This window comes from Serratia sp. K1WW1 (genome assembly GCF_055790865.1).
In genome coordinates, this window is the sequence record NZ_CM147697.1 from 281,457 (window position 1) to 296,584 (window position 15,128).

15 protein-coding genes and 1 tRNA gene are annotated in these 15,128 nt (G+C 52.1%); 12 read left to right on the plus strand and 4 right to left on the minus strand.

Going from position 1 to position 15,128, the window contains the following annotated elements:
* Positions 1–158 precede the first annotated feature (158 nt).
* Positions 159–758 carry an HD domain-containing protein gene (locus ACX9GU_RS01310; protein WP_025119048.1) on the minus strand — a complete coding sequence of 200 codons (600 nt, stop codon included), beginning with the start codon at positions 756–758 and terminating at the stop codon, positions 159–161.
* A 130-nt stretch (positions 759–888) separates the two neighbouring features.
* Here ACX9GU_RS01310 and ACX9GU_RS01315 point away from each other — a divergent pair, with 130 nt between their 5' ends.
* From ACX9GU_RS01315 to ACX9GU_RS01325, 3 genes are all read left to right on the plus strand, one after another.
* Positions 889–1,314, plus strand: coding sequence for an organic hydroperoxide resistance protein (locus ACX9GU_RS01315; protein WP_024486966.1), 426 nt, complete (start codon positions 889–891; stop codon positions 1,312–1,314).
* A gap of 223 nt (positions 1,315–1,537) precedes the next feature.
* Entirely contained in the window at positions 1,538–3,232 is a 1,695-nt protein-coding gene (gene eptB / locus ACX9GU_RS01320; protein WP_473193625.1) for a kdo(2)-lipid A phosphoethanolamine 7''-transferase, read from the plus strand.
* A gap of 125 nt (positions 3,233–3,357) precedes the next feature.
* Positions 3,358–3,434: transfer RNA gene (locus ACX9GU_RS01325), tRNA-Pro, on the plus strand.
* A gap of 48 nt (positions 3,435–3,482) precedes the next feature.
* Here the strand turns inward: ACX9GU_RS01325 and ACX9GU_RS01330 are convergent.
* Genes ACX9GU_RS01330 through ACX9GU_RS01340 form a run of 3 tightly spaced genes read right to left on the minus strand, consistent with a single transcriptional unit; the run spans position 3,483 to position 4,927 of the window.
* Positions 3,483–3,671, minus strand: a complete 189-nt coding sequence (locus ACX9GU_RS01330) for an HVO_A0114 family putative DNA-binding protein (protein WP_473193626.1) — start codon at positions 3,669–3,671, stop codon at positions 3,483–3,485.
* A gap of 50 nt (positions 3,672–3,721) precedes the next feature.
* Positions 3,722–4,189, minus strand: a complete 468-nt coding sequence (locus ACX9GU_RS01335) for a hypothetical protein (protein WP_473193627.1) — start codon at positions 4,187–4,189, stop codon at positions 3,722–3,724.
* On the minus strand, positions 4,190–4,927 hold the full coding sequence (locus ACX9GU_RS01340) for a winged helix-turn-helix domain-containing protein (protein ID WP_473193628.1): 738 nt from the start codon (positions 4,925–4,927) through the stop codon (positions 4,190–4,192). It abuts the gene before it with no gap.
* A gap of 383 nt (positions 4,928–5,310) precedes the next feature.
* Between ACX9GU_RS01340 and ACX9GU_RS01345 the strand changes: the two genes are divergently transcribed.
* From ACX9GU_RS01345 to ACX9GU_RS01385, 9 genes are all read left to right on the plus strand, one after another.
* Positions 5,311–5,847: a fimbrial protein gene (locus tag ACX9GU_RS01345; RefSeq protein WP_473193629.1), complete on the plus strand. Its 537-nt coding sequence runs from the start codon at positions 5,311–5,313 to the stop codon at positions 5,845–5,847.
* An 89-nt stretch (positions 5,848–5,936) separates the two neighbouring features.
* Positions 5,937–6,479, plus strand: coding sequence for a fimbrial protein (locus ACX9GU_RS01350; RefSeq protein WP_473193630.1), 543 nt, complete (start codon positions 5,937–5,939; stop codon positions 6,477–6,479).
* A 54-nt stretch (positions 6,480–6,533) separates the two neighbouring features.
* Complete coding sequence (locus ACX9GU_RS01355; protein WP_473193631.1) at positions 6,534–9,110, plus strand: outer membrane usher protein; 2,577 nt, start codon at positions 6,534–6,536, stop codon at positions 9,108–9,110.
* A gap of 78 nt (positions 9,111–9,188) precedes the next feature.
* On the plus strand, positions 9,189–9,971 hold the full coding sequence (locus ACX9GU_RS01360; protein WP_473195250.1) for a fimbria/pilus periplasmic chaperone: 783 nt from the start codon (positions 9,189–9,191) through the stop codon (positions 9,969–9,971).
* 43 nt (positions 9,972–10,014) lie between these two features.
* Complete coding sequence (locus ACX9GU_RS01365; protein ID WP_473195251.1) at positions 10,015–10,674, plus strand: fimbrial protein; 660 nt, start codon at positions 10,015–10,017, stop codon at positions 10,672–10,674.
* Positions 10,675–10,687: 13 nt separating this feature from the next.
* Positions 10,688–11,185 (plus strand): fimbrial protein, encoded by a 498-nt coding sequence (locus ACX9GU_RS01370; RefSeq protein ID WP_473193632.1) that lies wholly within the window; start codon positions 10,688–10,690, stop codon positions 11,183–11,185.
* A gap of 12 nt (positions 11,186–11,197) precedes the next feature.
* Positions 11,198–11,698, plus strand: a complete 501-nt coding sequence (locus ACX9GU_RS01375) for a fimbrial protein (RefSeq protein WP_473193633.1) — start codon at positions 11,198–11,200, stop codon at positions 11,696–11,698.
* A 10-nt stretch (positions 11,699–11,708) separates the two neighbouring features.
* Positions 11,709–12,284 (plus strand): fimbrial protein, encoded by a 576-nt coding sequence (locus ACX9GU_RS01380; protein WP_473193634.1) that lies wholly within the window; start codon positions 11,709–11,711, stop codon positions 12,282–12,284.
* A 1,990-nt stretch (positions 12,285–14,274) separates the two neighbouring features.
* Positions 14,275–14,877 carry a response regulator transcription factor gene (locus tag ACX9GU_RS01385; RefSeq protein WP_473193635.1) on the plus strand — a complete coding sequence of 201 codons (603 nt, stop codon included), beginning with the start codon at positions 14,275–14,277 and terminating at the stop codon, positions 14,875–14,877.
* Positions 14,878–15,128: the final 251 nt, after the last annotated feature.

The window sequence follows — 15,128 nt, forward strand, 5'->3', positions numbered from 1 at the left end:
ACGCCGGACAATACCCTCGCCCTTTGGGAGAGGGTACTGATCGAGTTGGTTGGAAATTGGACACAGCATGCAGCGCCCCTACGGAGTACCACATTACCTATCAACGATGCCGGACAGCTCCCTCGCCCTTTGGGAGAGGGCTGGGGTGAGGGAATTTGTTATATCACGTCGTTTTCCTGGTAGCGCTGCCGGGCATGTTCAAACCAGCGGGCCGGGACGTTATGTGGTGGTAGTAGCAGCGTTTGTAAACCCTGTTCGATGATGTAGCTGGCCTGCCGCCACAGCTCTGGGTCACCTTCGGTCAGCACTTCCAGCAGGCGCTGCTTTTCCACCAGATAGGTTTTGGCGAAGTGGCTATCGTATCGCAGCAGGGAACGGGTGTTGTCGATCAAATCTGCCAGCTTGATGGTTTTGGCCTGTGGGGAAGCGCTGGCGCTGTGCCGACGATCGCGGTTCTTGCGTTGATAGCGATTATCCGCGCTGCCGACGCTGACGTTGGTCAACATCGCCACCAAGCCGGCAACCTGCGCGCCAAAATGGCTTTCGATATCGGCCAGCGTCGAGGGGGTGTCTTCAACGGTGTCATGTAACCAGGCGGCGGCCAGCATCTCTTCGCTGTGCGGCACGCTGCTGACAATCTCCATCACTGCCTGTGGATGCACAATATACGGGTCGTTGGTGTATTTGCGGCGCTGATCGATCGCTCCATGCGCTTTGGTGGCATAGCGGCGGGCGCGTTCGGCCAATGTGTCAGTCATGCTTTGATTTCCCTGCGGCATCCGATAGATAGAACTTAGCATACCGTGCTTAACGTCGGTTGTGCGAGCCTGGGCTACGCGCAGAATGGTCTACACTGGATCGGGTCACCAACCCGAAAAGGAACGATCTATGTCTATTGAGAAAGTGGTTTATCGCGCCCATGCCAAGGCAACCGGTGGCCGAGACGGCCGTGCAACCTCATCCGACGGCGTGTTGGACGTGAAATTAGGCGTGCCGAAAGAGATGGGCGGCGCCGGTGGGGAGGTTACCAACCCTGAGCAACTGTTTGCCGCGGGCTATTCGGCCTGTTTCCTGGGGGCACTGAAGTTTGTCGCCTCGAAAGAAAAAGTGAAAATCCCTGCTGAAGCCTCCATCGAGGGCACCGTCGGTATCGGTGAGATCCCCAACGGTTTTGGCATTGAGGTTCAGTTGGATATCAGCTTGCCGGGCGTAGAGCGTAGCGTCGCGGAAGACTTGGTGAAGAAAGCCCATGTGGTTTGCCCCTACTCCAATGCCACGCGCGGCAATATCGATGTAACCCTTAACATTAAATAATGTTTCCTGCCAAAAACCGGTGAAAGTGGGGGGAGTTAATGCTCCCCCATTACCTGGCCCTGTCCTCGCTATTCTCCTCACAAAAGTGGCAAAAAATGCTCGTTTAGTGCGATTTTTCTTGATTCTGTTAGGCAGAATAGTGCTTATTGCCCATCGGCTGAACCTGAGGGCATATCGACTGTCTGATGGTTTCAGAACTTGAAGCCCGGAGCCACTGCGTTACATGAACAAAGTTAAATCGCTATCACAGCAGAATTTATCGTTATTGTTAGCGATCTATATCGGCATCTTTTTAAACCTTTCCGTTTTCTATCGTCGCTTTGATTCCTTCGCGCACGGCATTCAGGGGATCAAGGTTGTTTCTGCGTTGACGGAAGTCATCGCCATTGTCCTGTTCACCTTCTTTATCATGCGGCTGGTATCCCTGGGAGGCCGGCTGTTTTACCGCATCGTCGCCTCTTTGCTGGTGTTGATCTCCGTCGCTGCCAGTTACTACATGACGTTCTTCAACGTGGTGATTGGCTATGGGATTATCGTTTCGGTGATGACCACCGATATCGATCTGTCCAAAGAGGTCGTCGGGCTGAATTTTGTGCTGTGGATGATCGTGGTCAGCGCTTTGCCGCTGCTGTGCATCTGGAGCAATAACCTGCGCGATACCCTGATCGAACAAATGAAAACGCCAGGGCAGCGGATTAAGCCACTGTTGATCATGTTGGCGGTGGTCGCGCTGGTGTGGCTGCCGTTGCGTACCTTGGATAAAGAGCAAAGCGCACAGGAAAAGATCACTAATATCGATCTGCCGAGCTATGGCGGGGTGGTTGCGCACTCTTATCTGCCTTCCAACTGGCTTTCGGCTCTGGGGCTGTTTGCCTACACCCGATATGATGAAAGCTCGGACGCAGCCAACATGTTCGATCCCAGCAAGCACTTTACCTATGTTGCTCCAGAGGGCATTGATGACACCTACGTGGTGTTTATCATCGGTGAAACCACCCGCTGGGATCATATGGGCATCCTGGGCTATGAGCGTGATACCACGCCAAAGCTGTCGCAGGAGAAAAATCTGGTGGCATTCCGTGGGGAATCTTGTGATACCTCCACCAAGCTTTCGTTACGCTGTATGTTCGTGCGCGAGCATGGCACCTCGGATAACCCGCAGCGCACCCTGAAAGAGCAGAATATCTTTGCCGTACTGAAAGAGCTGGGCTTCAGTTCCGAGCTGTTCGCGATGCAGAGCGAGGTGTGGTTCTACAACAATACCGATGTGGATAACTACTCATTCCGTGAAATGATCGCCTCAGAGAAGCGTAACGACGGCAAATCAGTGGACGATATGCTGTTGGTGGATGAGATGAAAGAGTCGCTGGCTCGCCATCCCAACGGCAAGCATCTGGTGATCCTGCATACCAAAGGGTCGCATTACCTCTATTCACAGCGCTACCCGCGCAGCTTTGCTCGTTATCAGCCGGAATGCATGGGCGTGGATGAGTTCTGCTCCAAGGAGCGCTTGATTAACGCCTATGACAACTCGGTGCTGTACACCGATACCTTTATCGACAGCGTGATTGACCAGGTGCGCGATAAGAAGGCGATCGTGTTCTACGCAGCCGACCATGGTGAATCCATTGGTGAAAACTCGCATCTGCATGGTACGCCGCGTGAAATGGCCCCGCCAGAGCAGTTCCGTGTGCCGATGATCGTCTGGGCTTCCGATAAATACCTCGAAGATCCGCAGCATAAGAGTGCGTTTGAACAGTTACAGACTCAACAGCGGGTTGGCCAGCCGCACCGTCACGTAGAACTGTTTGACTCTATCCTCGGCTGCCTGGGTTATACCTCGCCAGACGGCGGTATTGTTGAGAGCAATAACTGGTGTCGCCTGCCGCAGAGCAAAGCGGACGCCAAAGCGCTGTAAGCCAAACCAGAAAGGCCGTATCCGCTCAGATACTGGCCTGTTTGGCGCTTTTAGCGCCACTTGGTATGCGGGGGTGAAAAAGAGATTGACGCGTATACGGCCCAGCAGTAAGATGCGCCCCGCATCGGCGAGTAGCGCAGCTTGGTAGCGCAACTGGTTTGGGACCAGTGGGTCGGAGGTTCGAATCCTCTCTCGCCGACCACATTCAAGAAAGCCCGCTTTTTTAAGCGGGCTTTCTTACGTCTGGAGTTTATCGCTCAGGTTGTCTTGCCAATGACAAAATCGAAATGGATTTGGTCGTAGGGGAATACCACCCCGGCTGTACACTTATCAACGATGCCGCAAGCCACAATGCCTGAAGATCCGTATGCACAGCTTTAACATCTCGCTCAACGCGACGAGCAAGTTCTCTGATTGAAAGCTCCCCGACCCCGGTCATGCAGTGAATAATTCCCCGCCAGCTAGGGCTTGGGAGGGCGGCGGGGTAGATTAGTTATTGGTGCAAACAAACATTGGCGATCCCCGCTCTCTGATTAGATAAGTATCGCTATCGAGCTTATGGAAAGTCATGTAATAGACCGACGTTCTATTTCCAAAGTCACCCCATGAATTATCCGGAGTGTTGTCATCGTATTTTTTTACTGTTTTATTATACTCGAGCGTATAGGTTCCTTTCTTGTCGGTTTCATTATAAATGAAAAAGTTATCATTATCTATAGTGTATTTTTTACCCTCAACATCCATTTTTCCAAAAGCACTTTGAAATCCTGAATTATCATCGTAAAAGAAAACGTTAACTTTTTGAAATATTTTGGTGTTTTTGGATTGCAAATGTAATTGAACACTGTAATTACATGTAAGCAATAATTTTTTTGTCTTTACTTTTTTCTCGTACCCATAAGCTAAAATTACCAGGGTTAACATAGGGGCTGCTATTAATATGGCATATCTCTTCATTTAATTATACCTGATGTTGAAACACTTCGTATTTTTGTTAGCGTTAAACTTAAGGCATATACCAACAAAAACATAGTCATCAATGGATTTTATATCGCTATAATATATATTGTAGTCATTGGTTTTACACTCTTCTTTAAGGTTGGTTCTTGCAAATATATTTTCCATTATTTGATCTTTGAGCTGTACGGCTGGGTTGTTTAATGAGTAAATATTACACTTATCATATACCTCCATTAAAGACGTAGTGGGTTTTTTAATTTCTATTCTCTTTGATTCTACCAGGATATAGTAAAGCATTGCCAATGCTGCAATGCAAAATGCGCAAAAAAAACTGACCAATCTTGGATGATTTATTGATGTCGGTTTTTTTTTCTTACTTTCTGTTTTCGTTGTATATGCTTCTTTGGGAATGAAATCAACGCTGCACTTAAACTTGAACCCCACCTTCGGGATAGTGATGATTACTTGCTCTGTGATACCAAGGTTTGATATGGCTTTCCTTAACTCACTTACCGCACCGTAAAGGTTGTTGTTTGATGGTGTTAAGCCAAAATCCTCCCAAATATGTTTCAGCAAGTAATCGCGGCTTAAATCATTACCAATGTTTTTTATCAACTCCATTAATAGCCGTGAGGCTTGATTAGACAAAACCAATGAGGTTTGCTCCTCTTGCGCCAATGATAGTTCTTTTGATTCAGGTGAATATTTAATCACCTTATTGAGGATGTAAAACATAAGGGAGACTCATTAAGTGTGTGGTGAATGGCTTTTTTATATGTATCTTCCAAGGCAGTCAAACCATTAAAAATAATCCGCATATATAGAGGGGATACTTAAATCTGGTAATGTTTGTTAACATTTGGTTTTTTGATTAGTAAGCTTATATAACTCTCAGTTCTTGAAGTAAAAATCTAAATAATTGCTATTTTACAATACAAATATCTAATTTTTGTTTTAATGGTAGATTTATCCACATCGGCAGACTTGAGGCTGCTTGTGTTTTACTGGCCTTGCCAAAGACACGAAGGAAGCGGCACTAGGGGGCTGACGATAAAGCACGTGGATCTTGCATCCATTGAAATTAAGAATTATGGAATTTTTATCTTAAGGACTTTTGCATGAAACTGAACAAAATCATGATGGCAGCGGTAATCGCTTTAGGCGTATCTTCTGTGGCACATGCCGCGGTGAAAGACCAGGGGCACGGTAAAGTGACCTTTACCGGTTCTATCATTGATGCACCTTGTTCCATCAGCCCTGAGACTATCGATCAGACGATTGAGCTGGGGCAAATTTCTAAAGTGGCTTTGAAAGACAGTGGCAAATCTACCCCGCGTAACTTTTCCATCGATTTGGAAAACTGCGAAGTGGGTGACAAAGATAACAATAAAGTTACCGTGACATTCACCGGTATGGAGTCTGTTGCTGCTAATGGTCTGCTGGGTATTACCGGTACGGCGAAAGGTGCCAGCGTCGCGATTACTGATGGTTCAGGTAAGACAATTGAACTGGGCAAGGCAACCAAGGCGCAACAGCTGCAAAATGGCAACAATACCCTGAATTTCTCCGCTTATATGCAGGGTGACGGTGCTTCTGCTGCTGTAACCGAAGGTGAATTCCAGGCAGTTGCCGACTTCACGCTGGCCTACCAGTAAGCATTACCTCTTTGTTTGAGTAACGCGTTTTGCATGCGGAGAAATCCGCATGCTTTTCCTGGGAGACAAGTGGAATAAGGATCATATCCATGCTGGGCATAAATAATATCACTGTAGTGTTTTCTTTCATATTTCTCATGGCCCCCTTTACTTCTCAGGCAGCAAATATTGCTCAGGGATGGGGACGGGTCAATATGCAAGGAGCCATTATTGATACCGCTTGTGCGATTGCTGTAGAGAGTCGCGATCAGACTATTAATCTGGGTGTTGTCCCTGTGGCAGATATTATTCGTGATGGCCATGGCCGCAGTAAACCCTTCACTATTGAACTGGTGAATTGTGAGTTGGAACGTGAGGGTAATAAACTCCCTGACTGGAAAAATTTCCAGGTAACCTTTGATGGTGATAGCGAAGGGGCATTATTTGGTGTGCAAGGGGACGCATCGGGCGTAGCGCTACAAATTAATGAGTCTAGCGGCCATGCCGCCATTCCGGGAAGTCCTTTGCCATTAAGGAATATAACGCCTGGCGCTATGCAGCTTAACTACACCATGAAACTGGTAGCAAATAACCATGTATTGAAAGCCGGGAATTACTTTTCATCCATTCGTTTTAAATTGGATTACTTCTAAACGCTGTTAATGCATTGCCAAACTGAGAAGACATTAATCAAAAAGGTTAGGGATATGGGATTGTCACCTGCAGGGAAGTTGGCTCGTCTTCAATTATTGGGGCTGTGTATTTCCTTGGCGCTGGGTACACCATCAATGATGGTGTTTGCTGCTGAGGAAATTCAATTTAACACCGATGTACTGGATGTAAACGATCGGCAGAATATCGATCTAAGCCAGTTTTCCCGCGGTGGTTACATCATGCCAGGCACTTACGGCATGGCGGTACATATCAACAAGAATGATCTGCCGGAGCAGCAGATCCCGTTTTATGTGCCGGAAGACGTACCGAACGGCAGCCGCGCCTGTATCAACCAGGCGCTGGCGAACGAGCTGGGATTCAAGGACGGCGTACTCAAGGGGGTGACCTGGTGGCATAACGGCGAATGTCTGGATGAAGGCAGCGTGCAGGGGATGGAAGTGCGGGGCGATCTGGCCACCAACGCCCTGTACCTGAATATCCCGCAAGCCTTCCTGGAATATACCGCAGAAAACTGGGATCCGCCTTCGCGCTGGGATGAGGGTATTCCAGGATTGTTGTTGGATTACAACGTCAATGCCCGCAGTCAGCAACAGCTGAAACAGGGAACGCGTGGGTACAACCTCAGCGGCAACGGTACCGCTGGGGCCAATCTGGGGTCCTGGCGTCTGCGGGCAGACTGGCAGGCCAATATCAGCCATCAGACCGGGTCGGGGCGACCAACAGACAAGCAGTTGGAGTGGAGCCGTTATTACGCCTACCGCGCCATTCCGGTATTGCGCTCGAAGCTGACGATGGGGGAGAACTACCTGGATTCGGGCATGTTCGACAGCTTCCGCTTTAGCGGGGTCAGCCTGGTGTCGGATGACAACATGCTGCCACCGAATCTGCGTGGCTACGCTCCGGAAGTGGTCGGCGTGGCGAAAACCAACGCTAAGGTGACGATCAGTCAGCAAGGGCGGGTGCTGTATGAGACGACGGTCGCTTCAGGGCCATTCCGTATTCAGGACATCAACGATGCGGTCAGCGGCGAGCTGGAGGTGCGGGTAGAAGAACAGGATGGCAGCGTACAGACGTTCACGGTGAACACCGCCAGCATTCCGTATTTGACGCGTCCGGGATCGGTGCGCTTCAAACTGGCAACGGGTAAACCCTCAGACTGGCAACACCACTCGCGTGGCCCGCTATTCGGTACCGGGGAGTTTTCCTGGGGGGTTAGTAACGGCTGGTCGTTGTATGGCGGCGCACTGGTAGGTGGGGATTATAACGCACTGTCAGCTGGTATCGGGCGTGATCTGATGGCGCTGGGGGCTCTGTCCTTTGACGCTACCCAGTCACGGGCGCGATTGCCGCAGGAAGGCGGCACGCTCAGCGGCGGTTCATACCGCCTGAGCTATTCGAAGAACTTCGACGAGTACGACAGCCAGGTGACCTTTGCCGGCTACCGCTTCTCCGAACAAAACTTTATGAGCATGAGCGAGTATCTGGATGCGCGTTATTACGGCACTCGCACCGGTGGCGGCAAGGAGATGTACACCATCACCTTTAATAAACACTTCCGTGATTGGGGGCTGAGCAGCTACCTCAATTACAGCCATGAGACCTACTGGGATCGTCCGGCCAATGACCGTTATAACCTGACGATGTCGCGTTATTTCGACGTAGGGCGGTTGCGTAACCTGAGCCTGTCGTTGTCGGCGTACCGCAATCAATTTAACGGTACCAAAGATGATGGCGCTTACCTGTCGCTGTCGCTGCCGTGGGGCAGCAAGTCAACGGTCAGCTATAACACTACGGTGAACCGTAATGATACCACCCATCGGGTGGGGTACTTTGACCGGGTAGATGAACACAATAACTACCAGCTCAGTGCTGGCAGCTCGCGCAGCGGGCTCAACCTGAGTGGCTATTACAACCATGAGGGGGATATTGCCCGCATGAGTGCCAACGCCAGTTATCAGCAGGACCGGTATAGCGCTTTCGGCATGTCGCTGCAGGGCGGGATGACGATGACCGCTGAGGGCGGTGCTGTGCACCGTGCTGGGATGCCGGGCGGAACCCGGATGCTGATCGACACCAGCGGGGTGCCGGATGTGCCGGTGCGTGGTTATGGCAGCACCAGCCGGACCAACCTCTGGGGCAAGGCGGTGATCGGCGATGTGAACAGCTACTACCGCAATAAGGCCAGCATCGACCTGAATCAGCTGGGGGATAACGCAGAAGCCACCAAATCGGTGGTGCAGGCCACGCTGACGGAAGGGGCCATTGGCTATCGCCAGTTTGATGTGATTGCCGGTGAGAAGGCGATGGCGGTGATTAAGCTGGCCGATGGCAGTGAACCGCCGTTTGGTGCCACGGTAATCAATGCTCGCAAACAGGAAACCGGCATTGTCAATGACGGCGGCAGCGTCTATCTGAGCGGCATTAAAGCGGATGAAAGCATGACGGTGCGGTGGAACGGTAGCGCCCAGTGCGAAGTGCGCATGCCAACGCCACTACCGGCGGACATGCTGATGAACACCTTGCTGCTGCCGTGCCATCCGATGAGCGCGCAAGCGCCTGCCGGTGATAAACCGACGGCGGCGGCGTCATCCGACGATGTGGCGGCATAACCTTCACCGTTGCATGACGAGAAAGGCATACGGTTTTAATCAACCACATTCAGAGGCCCAAAGGCCGGGAAAGCAATGATGCAGAACACTATGTTGAAAACGAACAACCTTTTACTGCGTGGCACGCGAATACCAGCGTTGCTGACGGTCGCTTTGTTGAGCGCAATGGTTGCGCAGCAGGCTCAGGCGGCGATAGCCCTGGATCGTACGCGGGTGATTTTTGACGGCAGCCAGAAGTCGGTAAGCCTGAACGTCAGCAACCAGAACAAGCAGTTGCCCTATCTGGCGCAGGGCTGGATTGAGGATGAGCAGGGCAACAAAATCCAGAGCCCACTCACCGTGCTGCCGCCGGTGCAACGCATCGAGCCAGGCAAACCGAGCCAGGTGAAAATCCAGGCGCTGCCGGCGGCGAAACTGCTCAAGCAGGACCGTGAAACGGTGTACTACTTCAACCTGCGGGAAATCCCGCCGAAGAGCACCAAGGCGAATACACTGCAGATTGCGTTGCAGACGCGCATCAAGCTGTTCTACCGCCCGGCGGGTATAGCGATGGACAAAAATGCCGCGCCGCCACAGGAGCAGATGACGCTGAGCAAACAGGGTGACAAGTACCTGGTCAACAACCCGACGCCTTATTACGTCACCATTGTGGACGCCAGCAGCAAAAAAGACGGGGCCGGGGTAAAAGGTTTTGAACCGATGATGGTGCCGCCGAAAGGCAGCCTGCCGCTGACGGTGAGCGCGGCCAGCGTGGGCGGTAGCCCGGTGCTGACCTATATCAACGACTACGGCGGCCGGCCGCAGCTGAGTTTCAGTTGCAACGGCAGCACCTGCAAGGTGATACCGGAAAAGAAAGCATAGCAGAGCAACCGGTGAGGCTGGGCAAGGGAGAGAAGGCATGAGAATGATGAACGAGATGGACAACACGCCGCAATGCGGAGGCTGGCCGGTTGAATTGAAATATCACGCCGCACTGGGCAGGCAGGCCCTTGTCGTGCCATTAACATTGGGCGCGATGTTATGGCTGCTGCCGCCAGCGCAGGCGGCGGTGGACAATTGGGATGTCGAAGGCGCTAACGGCACATTGCATGTGCATGGCGCGTTGACGGAAAGCGCCTGTCGGCTGGAAATGGCCAGCGCTTACCAGGATATCGCGCTGGGTGAAACCGGTACGGGACGTCTACAGGCGATTGGCACCCGCGGTGAACCGGTATGGTTCGAACTGCGCCTGGCGGATTGCCTGCGCAGTTCGGCGGGCAGCCGGGACGTGCGTACCGGCGGCCTGACCTGGGCAGACAATCAACCGGCGGTGACGGTGAGCTTTACTGCGCCGCGTGATGCGGACAACCCGCAGCTGGTGCAGGCGCAGGGTGTTTCTGGCTTGGGGTTACGGCTAAAAAATGGTCAGGGCGAGGACATACGCCTGGGCAGCCGGGGCAAACCGTTGTTGCTGACGCCGGGGCAGGACCGCCTGAGCTATACCGTCACCCCTGAACGTACGCCAGCTGCTCTAGTGGCGGGCAGCTACTGGGCGGTGGTGGATTTTCACCTGAGTTATGACTGAGGTGGTCGGGACGATGAAGGGAACCATAACACTGCGTCGACATGCCTGGCGAGCGCTGGCTGGCTTACTGACCGCACTGCCGATGCTGGCATTGGCCGTGGAATCAGTCACGGTCAAGGTGACCGTACTGGCACCGCCGCCGTGCACTATCAACGATGACAGACCGATCGAAGTGGATTTCGGTGACGTGATGACCACCCGGGTGGACGGCGACAACTATAAGATGCCGGTAAATTATATGCTGTTATGCACAGGAGCCTCTTCCAATGCGATGAAACTGCAGGTGCAGGGAAATGGGGCGAGCTTTGACGACACGCTGCTGAAAACCAACAAGGCGGGGTTGGGTATCAAGCTGCAACAAGGCAGCAATAAACTGGCAATCAACAACTGGCTGAACTTCACCTACCCCAACCAACCGGGACTGTGGGCCGTTCCGGTCAAACAGAGCGGGGCTACCCTGACGGAGGGCGAATTCACCGCGGGTGCGACAATGAAAGTGGATTACCAGTAATGGGAGTAGAGCATGAGCAGAACGATAAAAGTCCTGTTGCTGACCTGTGGCCTGATGGGCGTTGCCGTTACGGCATTGGCGAAGGATAACGAGGCGGACATGATGTTCCACGGTACGCTGATAACACCGCCGCCGTGCACTATCAACGACGACAACCGGATAGAGGTGAACTTCGGCGAGCGGGTGGGTATCAACAAGGTGGACGGGGTGAACTACCGTCAGATGATGAACTACCAGATAAACTGCGTGGAGGCCGCCAGCGGCAACTGGGCGCTGACGCTGAGTCTGGGCGGCAGTGCGGCCGGGTTCGATAGTCAGGCGCTGATGACGGACAAGGCGAACCTGGGTATCCAGATCTACCAGAATGACCAACCGTTTACGCCGAATAGTACGCTGAAGATAGACCTGGCTAACCCGCCGCGTCTGGAGGCGGTACCGGTGAAGAAAGAAGGGAGCACGTTGATCGAAGGGGCCTTTGAGGCTTGGGCAACGTTGCGTGCCGATTACCAATGAGGAGCGTGATATGAAAGGTAAATCGGGCAAGCATCAGCGTTCAGGATATCCACGTTCCCGGGTCACCGCCCTGTGGTTGGCGCAGGCGTTGATTGCTGCACCATTGCCGACCCTGGCCGCAGCTGACAATAACGTGCGCCTGCATGGTGCCCTGGTCGCGGAGCCCTGTGTGGTGCAGCCGGGTGATGAAGAGATCCAACTTGATTTTGGCACGGTTATCGACAAGTACCTGTACCTCAACACTCGTACCCTGGGGCAGTCGTTCGAGATACACCTGGAGGAATGTGACCTGACGCTGGGCAAGACGGTGAGCGTGACCTTTACCGGCACTGAAAACCGCTCCTTGCCGGGAATGCTGGCCATCGACGGCAGCAGTGAGGCCATGGGGATTGCCATCGGGCTTGAAACGCAGTCGGCCAAACTGCTGCCGCTCAATAAGGCGAGCAATAAGCTCCTGCTGCTGGAAGGGAGTAGTATTATTGCGCTGAAGGCCTATGTGCAGGGTGAGCCGGACGCCATCAGGAACCGGAGTATCGAACGCGGATCGTTCAGTGCGGTCGCGACCTTCAATCTGGAATATGAGTGAGAATTTCCTTGGTATGTGCGTTGCCATCACCTGAAAGGGCATGGTGCCGTCAGCGGGTCGACACAGTGCGTATCCTCGACCTGGTCCAGCAGTAAATGGCGTTATGTCTACCGCATGGATATTCGGGGGATATTGCGACATGTAGACAGTTATTTTGCGACGCGTGAGGAGATATTTTATGCCCGGTATAGGGATGACTTTATTTTCTTCACTAAAACGCGTTGGCATTTACGCAAGGCGATTAAATCGCTGCATGATTTTTTCGATTTGGGTGGTTTTAAACACACCCGGATAAAACGTAACTGGGGAGAATTGAACATGGCTTTGGCTGGTTGGGATTATGGTATTCCCCGCTGGGGTCCATAATAGCCCCGAGAGCAACAGAGAACTATCGGGAACGTATTGCGCGGCTTGATGAGCGGAAGCTGTCGAAGGCAGAGACCGAGATACGGGAGCGGGAATATGAGGCCCGGTGGATGAATTGGGCAAAACACCACTTACAAAACGTGAGGGGATTACCTGCCTAATAAAATAAATTTAATATTTTGCCGGGCGTCTGGCTGTCCGATACGGCTATGCTTCCGCCCGGACCCCATGGCCACGACAACGGACGTCAGGCCTTACCGTGAGAACTATTACTTATGATGATCATTTTCCGGGTTATCTGTCTAATCCTTGTCGCCTACGCGGGAGCTGTCCACTCGTATACTTCGTGGGTGGGGCCTTATCAACCTGCTCCCGACGATATTATTGGCGGTAATATATATGCGCTCTCCTTCGACTTCACGATCGCGGGAGACTCGGACTTTCCCGGGATGGATCTCGTTCCATCGGGATGTGAGCGGAACGTATGTGTGTTCGGACCCATACCCCGCACTGGTCTGGGGCTTCATCCCGGTAGCGGTATGTGTGACTCGGGGGGGACGTGCGTACCCGATAGAGTGATCGATGGGGTGCGCGTCCCTGCGGGGACGACCTGGGGGCAAGCCTACGAGGCATTTATTTTGAAGTATGGTCGCTCGGGGTACTTCAATCATCACAACTGGATCAATAAAAAGGACCTCAAATTCGTCCGGTGGGACGCCCTGTGCGTGGGATTCGCCACTCTGCCGGATCTCAAGGGCTCATTCATCTCCGTTCTAGCTCCGGGTGCCATGTGCGGAAGTGTTCCGAGGCCCGAGCTTAACTGCACTGTTCACCTTCCGAGGGTCATCGACGTTGGGGACGTAAGCTTAGGTACCACTAACGCCAGCGCGAACGCCGACGGTATTGTGCAGTGTTCGAGCGCGGCCACAGTCACTGCGAGCCTAATGAATCGTCCACAGATCGACGGGCATGACGTGGAGATCGACATCAATAACAGACCTATCGGGGGAACGCAAGGGACGGTCGGCACGGGGATAAATGTACCTCTAATGATTAAGGCGACGATACGTGGCACTTTGAGTAATGCCGGGAGCTACTCATCTGATGCGATACTACAAATATCATATCACTGAATTTGGCCTAGACGATCGATGTGCTCGACGGCTGAGGGTGGTCCCGAACGTAAGACTAGAAGGGGCGGACAAATGTGACCTCTGTTAATACTGATCTGTCGTCGGCCAAACCGAGACCGCCCAACAAAGAGAAATAAACTGCGTGAAATTTTATTTTAAGGGTTTCGCTACATGAAGCTGAAAAATTATTCAGCCCTCTGTCAATGCCGAAATCACAGATGACAATCAGTTTTTATGCAGGTATTTATGTGGTTAATATGTTGGTGTTTAGCAGCTAACGTGGTTTTGGATTATCTATTAATACCGTTGATATTGCCGCTTCCGCTTTATTCCTATTACTGCTCTGGTTGGGGGGGTGTCGACTGAGGTGTTATTGTTACCGTCGCCTGGTGTTTATTGCCGTTAGACGTTGCGGTGTATTAACCATGCACAGCCTAACCTGACGTCTGAAAATAACCCACTGTTCCTGTTTTAAATTATAAGGAAGTAAAATGAAACCACATATTGTTATCGCTATTCAGGATGCCAATCGTTATTTTGCACTGGGCATTCAACATATTTTGCAGGACTATTTTCTGGCGAAAGGCTGTACCTGCCGTTTTGTGCCGGTTGCCTCTGGAATAGCGATCGATCTGATGGTTTGTGTCAAAGCGTTTGGCTGGTCGACGCGGCTCAATTCTCGCCGGGAAAATCCGGGGGACCAGCGGCTGGGGACGATTCTCATATGGGATACGAGCGCTGAAAATATCAGAGACCAGCATGGACATGCGGTGTTAAACCGCAAAGTAGGGCCTGATGCCGTGGTGCGTCTGGTCGAGGAGATGTTTGAGCAGGCAAGCCAGTCGTCATTGGCAGCCAATACGGGAAGAACGTATCGCAATTTGAACCTGACCCCGCGTGAGCGCGAGGTTCTGCAAGGGATCTCATGGGAATTAACTCCCAACAAGATCGCGAACAAACTTTCGCTTAGCGTCAAGACCGTCAGCACCCATAAACTCACGGCGATGCGCAAGCTGGGTTTCAGGCGTAACAGTGAATTGTATCACTGGCTACGCAATGGCGGCCTGGAATTTCACCCGCGGGCTCGATTTTGACGGTAATTCACAGCGACAACAATGGCGTCTGGAAGGGGAGAGCCCGGTGGCAAATCCCCCGCGCACAGCCCCTCAACCCAGCTCCCTCTTTCGGGGAGTACCCCAGCATTTCCTCCTGTCTTTTACCGGGATCACAAAAATAACCGCTCAGATATTCATCATTCAGCAATAATCTTTTTTGGTTTTTTATTGGAGGTTAATGCTGGATTGGTCATGAACGATGGTTCATGACGCCAGGATTTAACCCGTAG

What these genes read in the sequence shown, in the direction of transcription:
- ACX9GU_RS01310 (WP_025119048.1), bottom strand. Translation starts at nt 758, where the DNA reads ATGACTGACACATTGGCCGAACGCGCCCGCCGCTATGCCACCAAAGCG.
- ACX9GU_RS01315 (WP_024486966.1), top strand. Translation starts at nt 889, where the DNA reads ATGTCTATTGAGAAAGTGGTTTATCGCGCCCATGCCAAGGCAACCGGT.
- eptB (WP_473193625.1), top strand. Translation starts at nt 1,538, where the DNA reads ATGAACAAAGTTAAATCGCTATCACAGCAGAATTTATCGTTATTGTTA.
- ACX9GU_RS01330 (WP_473193626.1), bottom strand. Translation starts at nt 3,671, where the DNA reads ATGACCGGGGTCGGGGAGCTTTCAATCAGAGAACTTGCTCGTCGCGTT.
- ACX9GU_RS01335 (WP_473193627.1), bottom strand. Translation starts at nt 4,189, where the DNA reads ATGAAGAGATATGCCATATTAATAGCAGCCCCTATGTTAACCCTGGTA.
- ACX9GU_RS01340 (WP_473193628.1), bottom strand. Translation starts at nt 4,927, where the DNA reads ATGTTTTACATCCTCAATAAGGTGATTAAATATTCACCTGAATCAAAA.
- ACX9GU_RS01345 (WP_473193629.1), top strand. Translation starts at nt 5,311, where the DNA reads ATGAAACTGAACAAAATCATGATGGCAGCGGTAATCGCTTTAGGCGTA.
- ACX9GU_RS01350 (WP_473193630.1), top strand. Translation starts at nt 5,937, where the DNA reads ATGCTGGGCATAAATAATATCACTGTAGTGTTTTCTTTCATATTTCTC.
- ACX9GU_RS01355 (WP_473193631.1), top strand. Translation starts at nt 6,534, where the DNA reads ATGGGATTGTCACCTGCAGGGAAGTTGGCTCGTCTTCAATTATTGGGG.
- ACX9GU_RS01360 (WP_473195250.1), top strand. Translation starts at nt 9,189, where the DNA reads ATGCAGAACACTATGTTGAAAACGAACAACCTTTTACTGCGTGGCACG.
- ACX9GU_RS01365 (WP_473195251.1), top strand. Translation starts at nt 10,015, where the DNA reads ATGATGAACGAGATGGACAACACGCCGCAATGCGGAGGCTGGCCGGTT.
- ACX9GU_RS01370 (WP_473193632.1), top strand. Translation starts at nt 10,688, where the DNA reads ATGAAGGGAACCATAACACTGCGTCGACATGCCTGGCGAGCGCTGGCT.
- ACX9GU_RS01375 (WP_473193633.1), top strand. Translation starts at nt 11,198, where the DNA reads ATGAGCAGAACGATAAAAGTCCTGTTGCTGACCTGTGGCCTGATGGGC.
- ACX9GU_RS01380 (WP_473193634.1), top strand. Translation starts at nt 11,709, where the DNA reads ATGAAAGGTAAATCGGGCAAGCATCAGCGTTCAGGATATCCACGTTCC.
- ACX9GU_RS01385 (WP_473193635.1), top strand. Translation starts at nt 14,275, where the DNA reads ATGAAACCACATATTGTTATCGCTATTCAGGATGCCAATCGTTATTTT.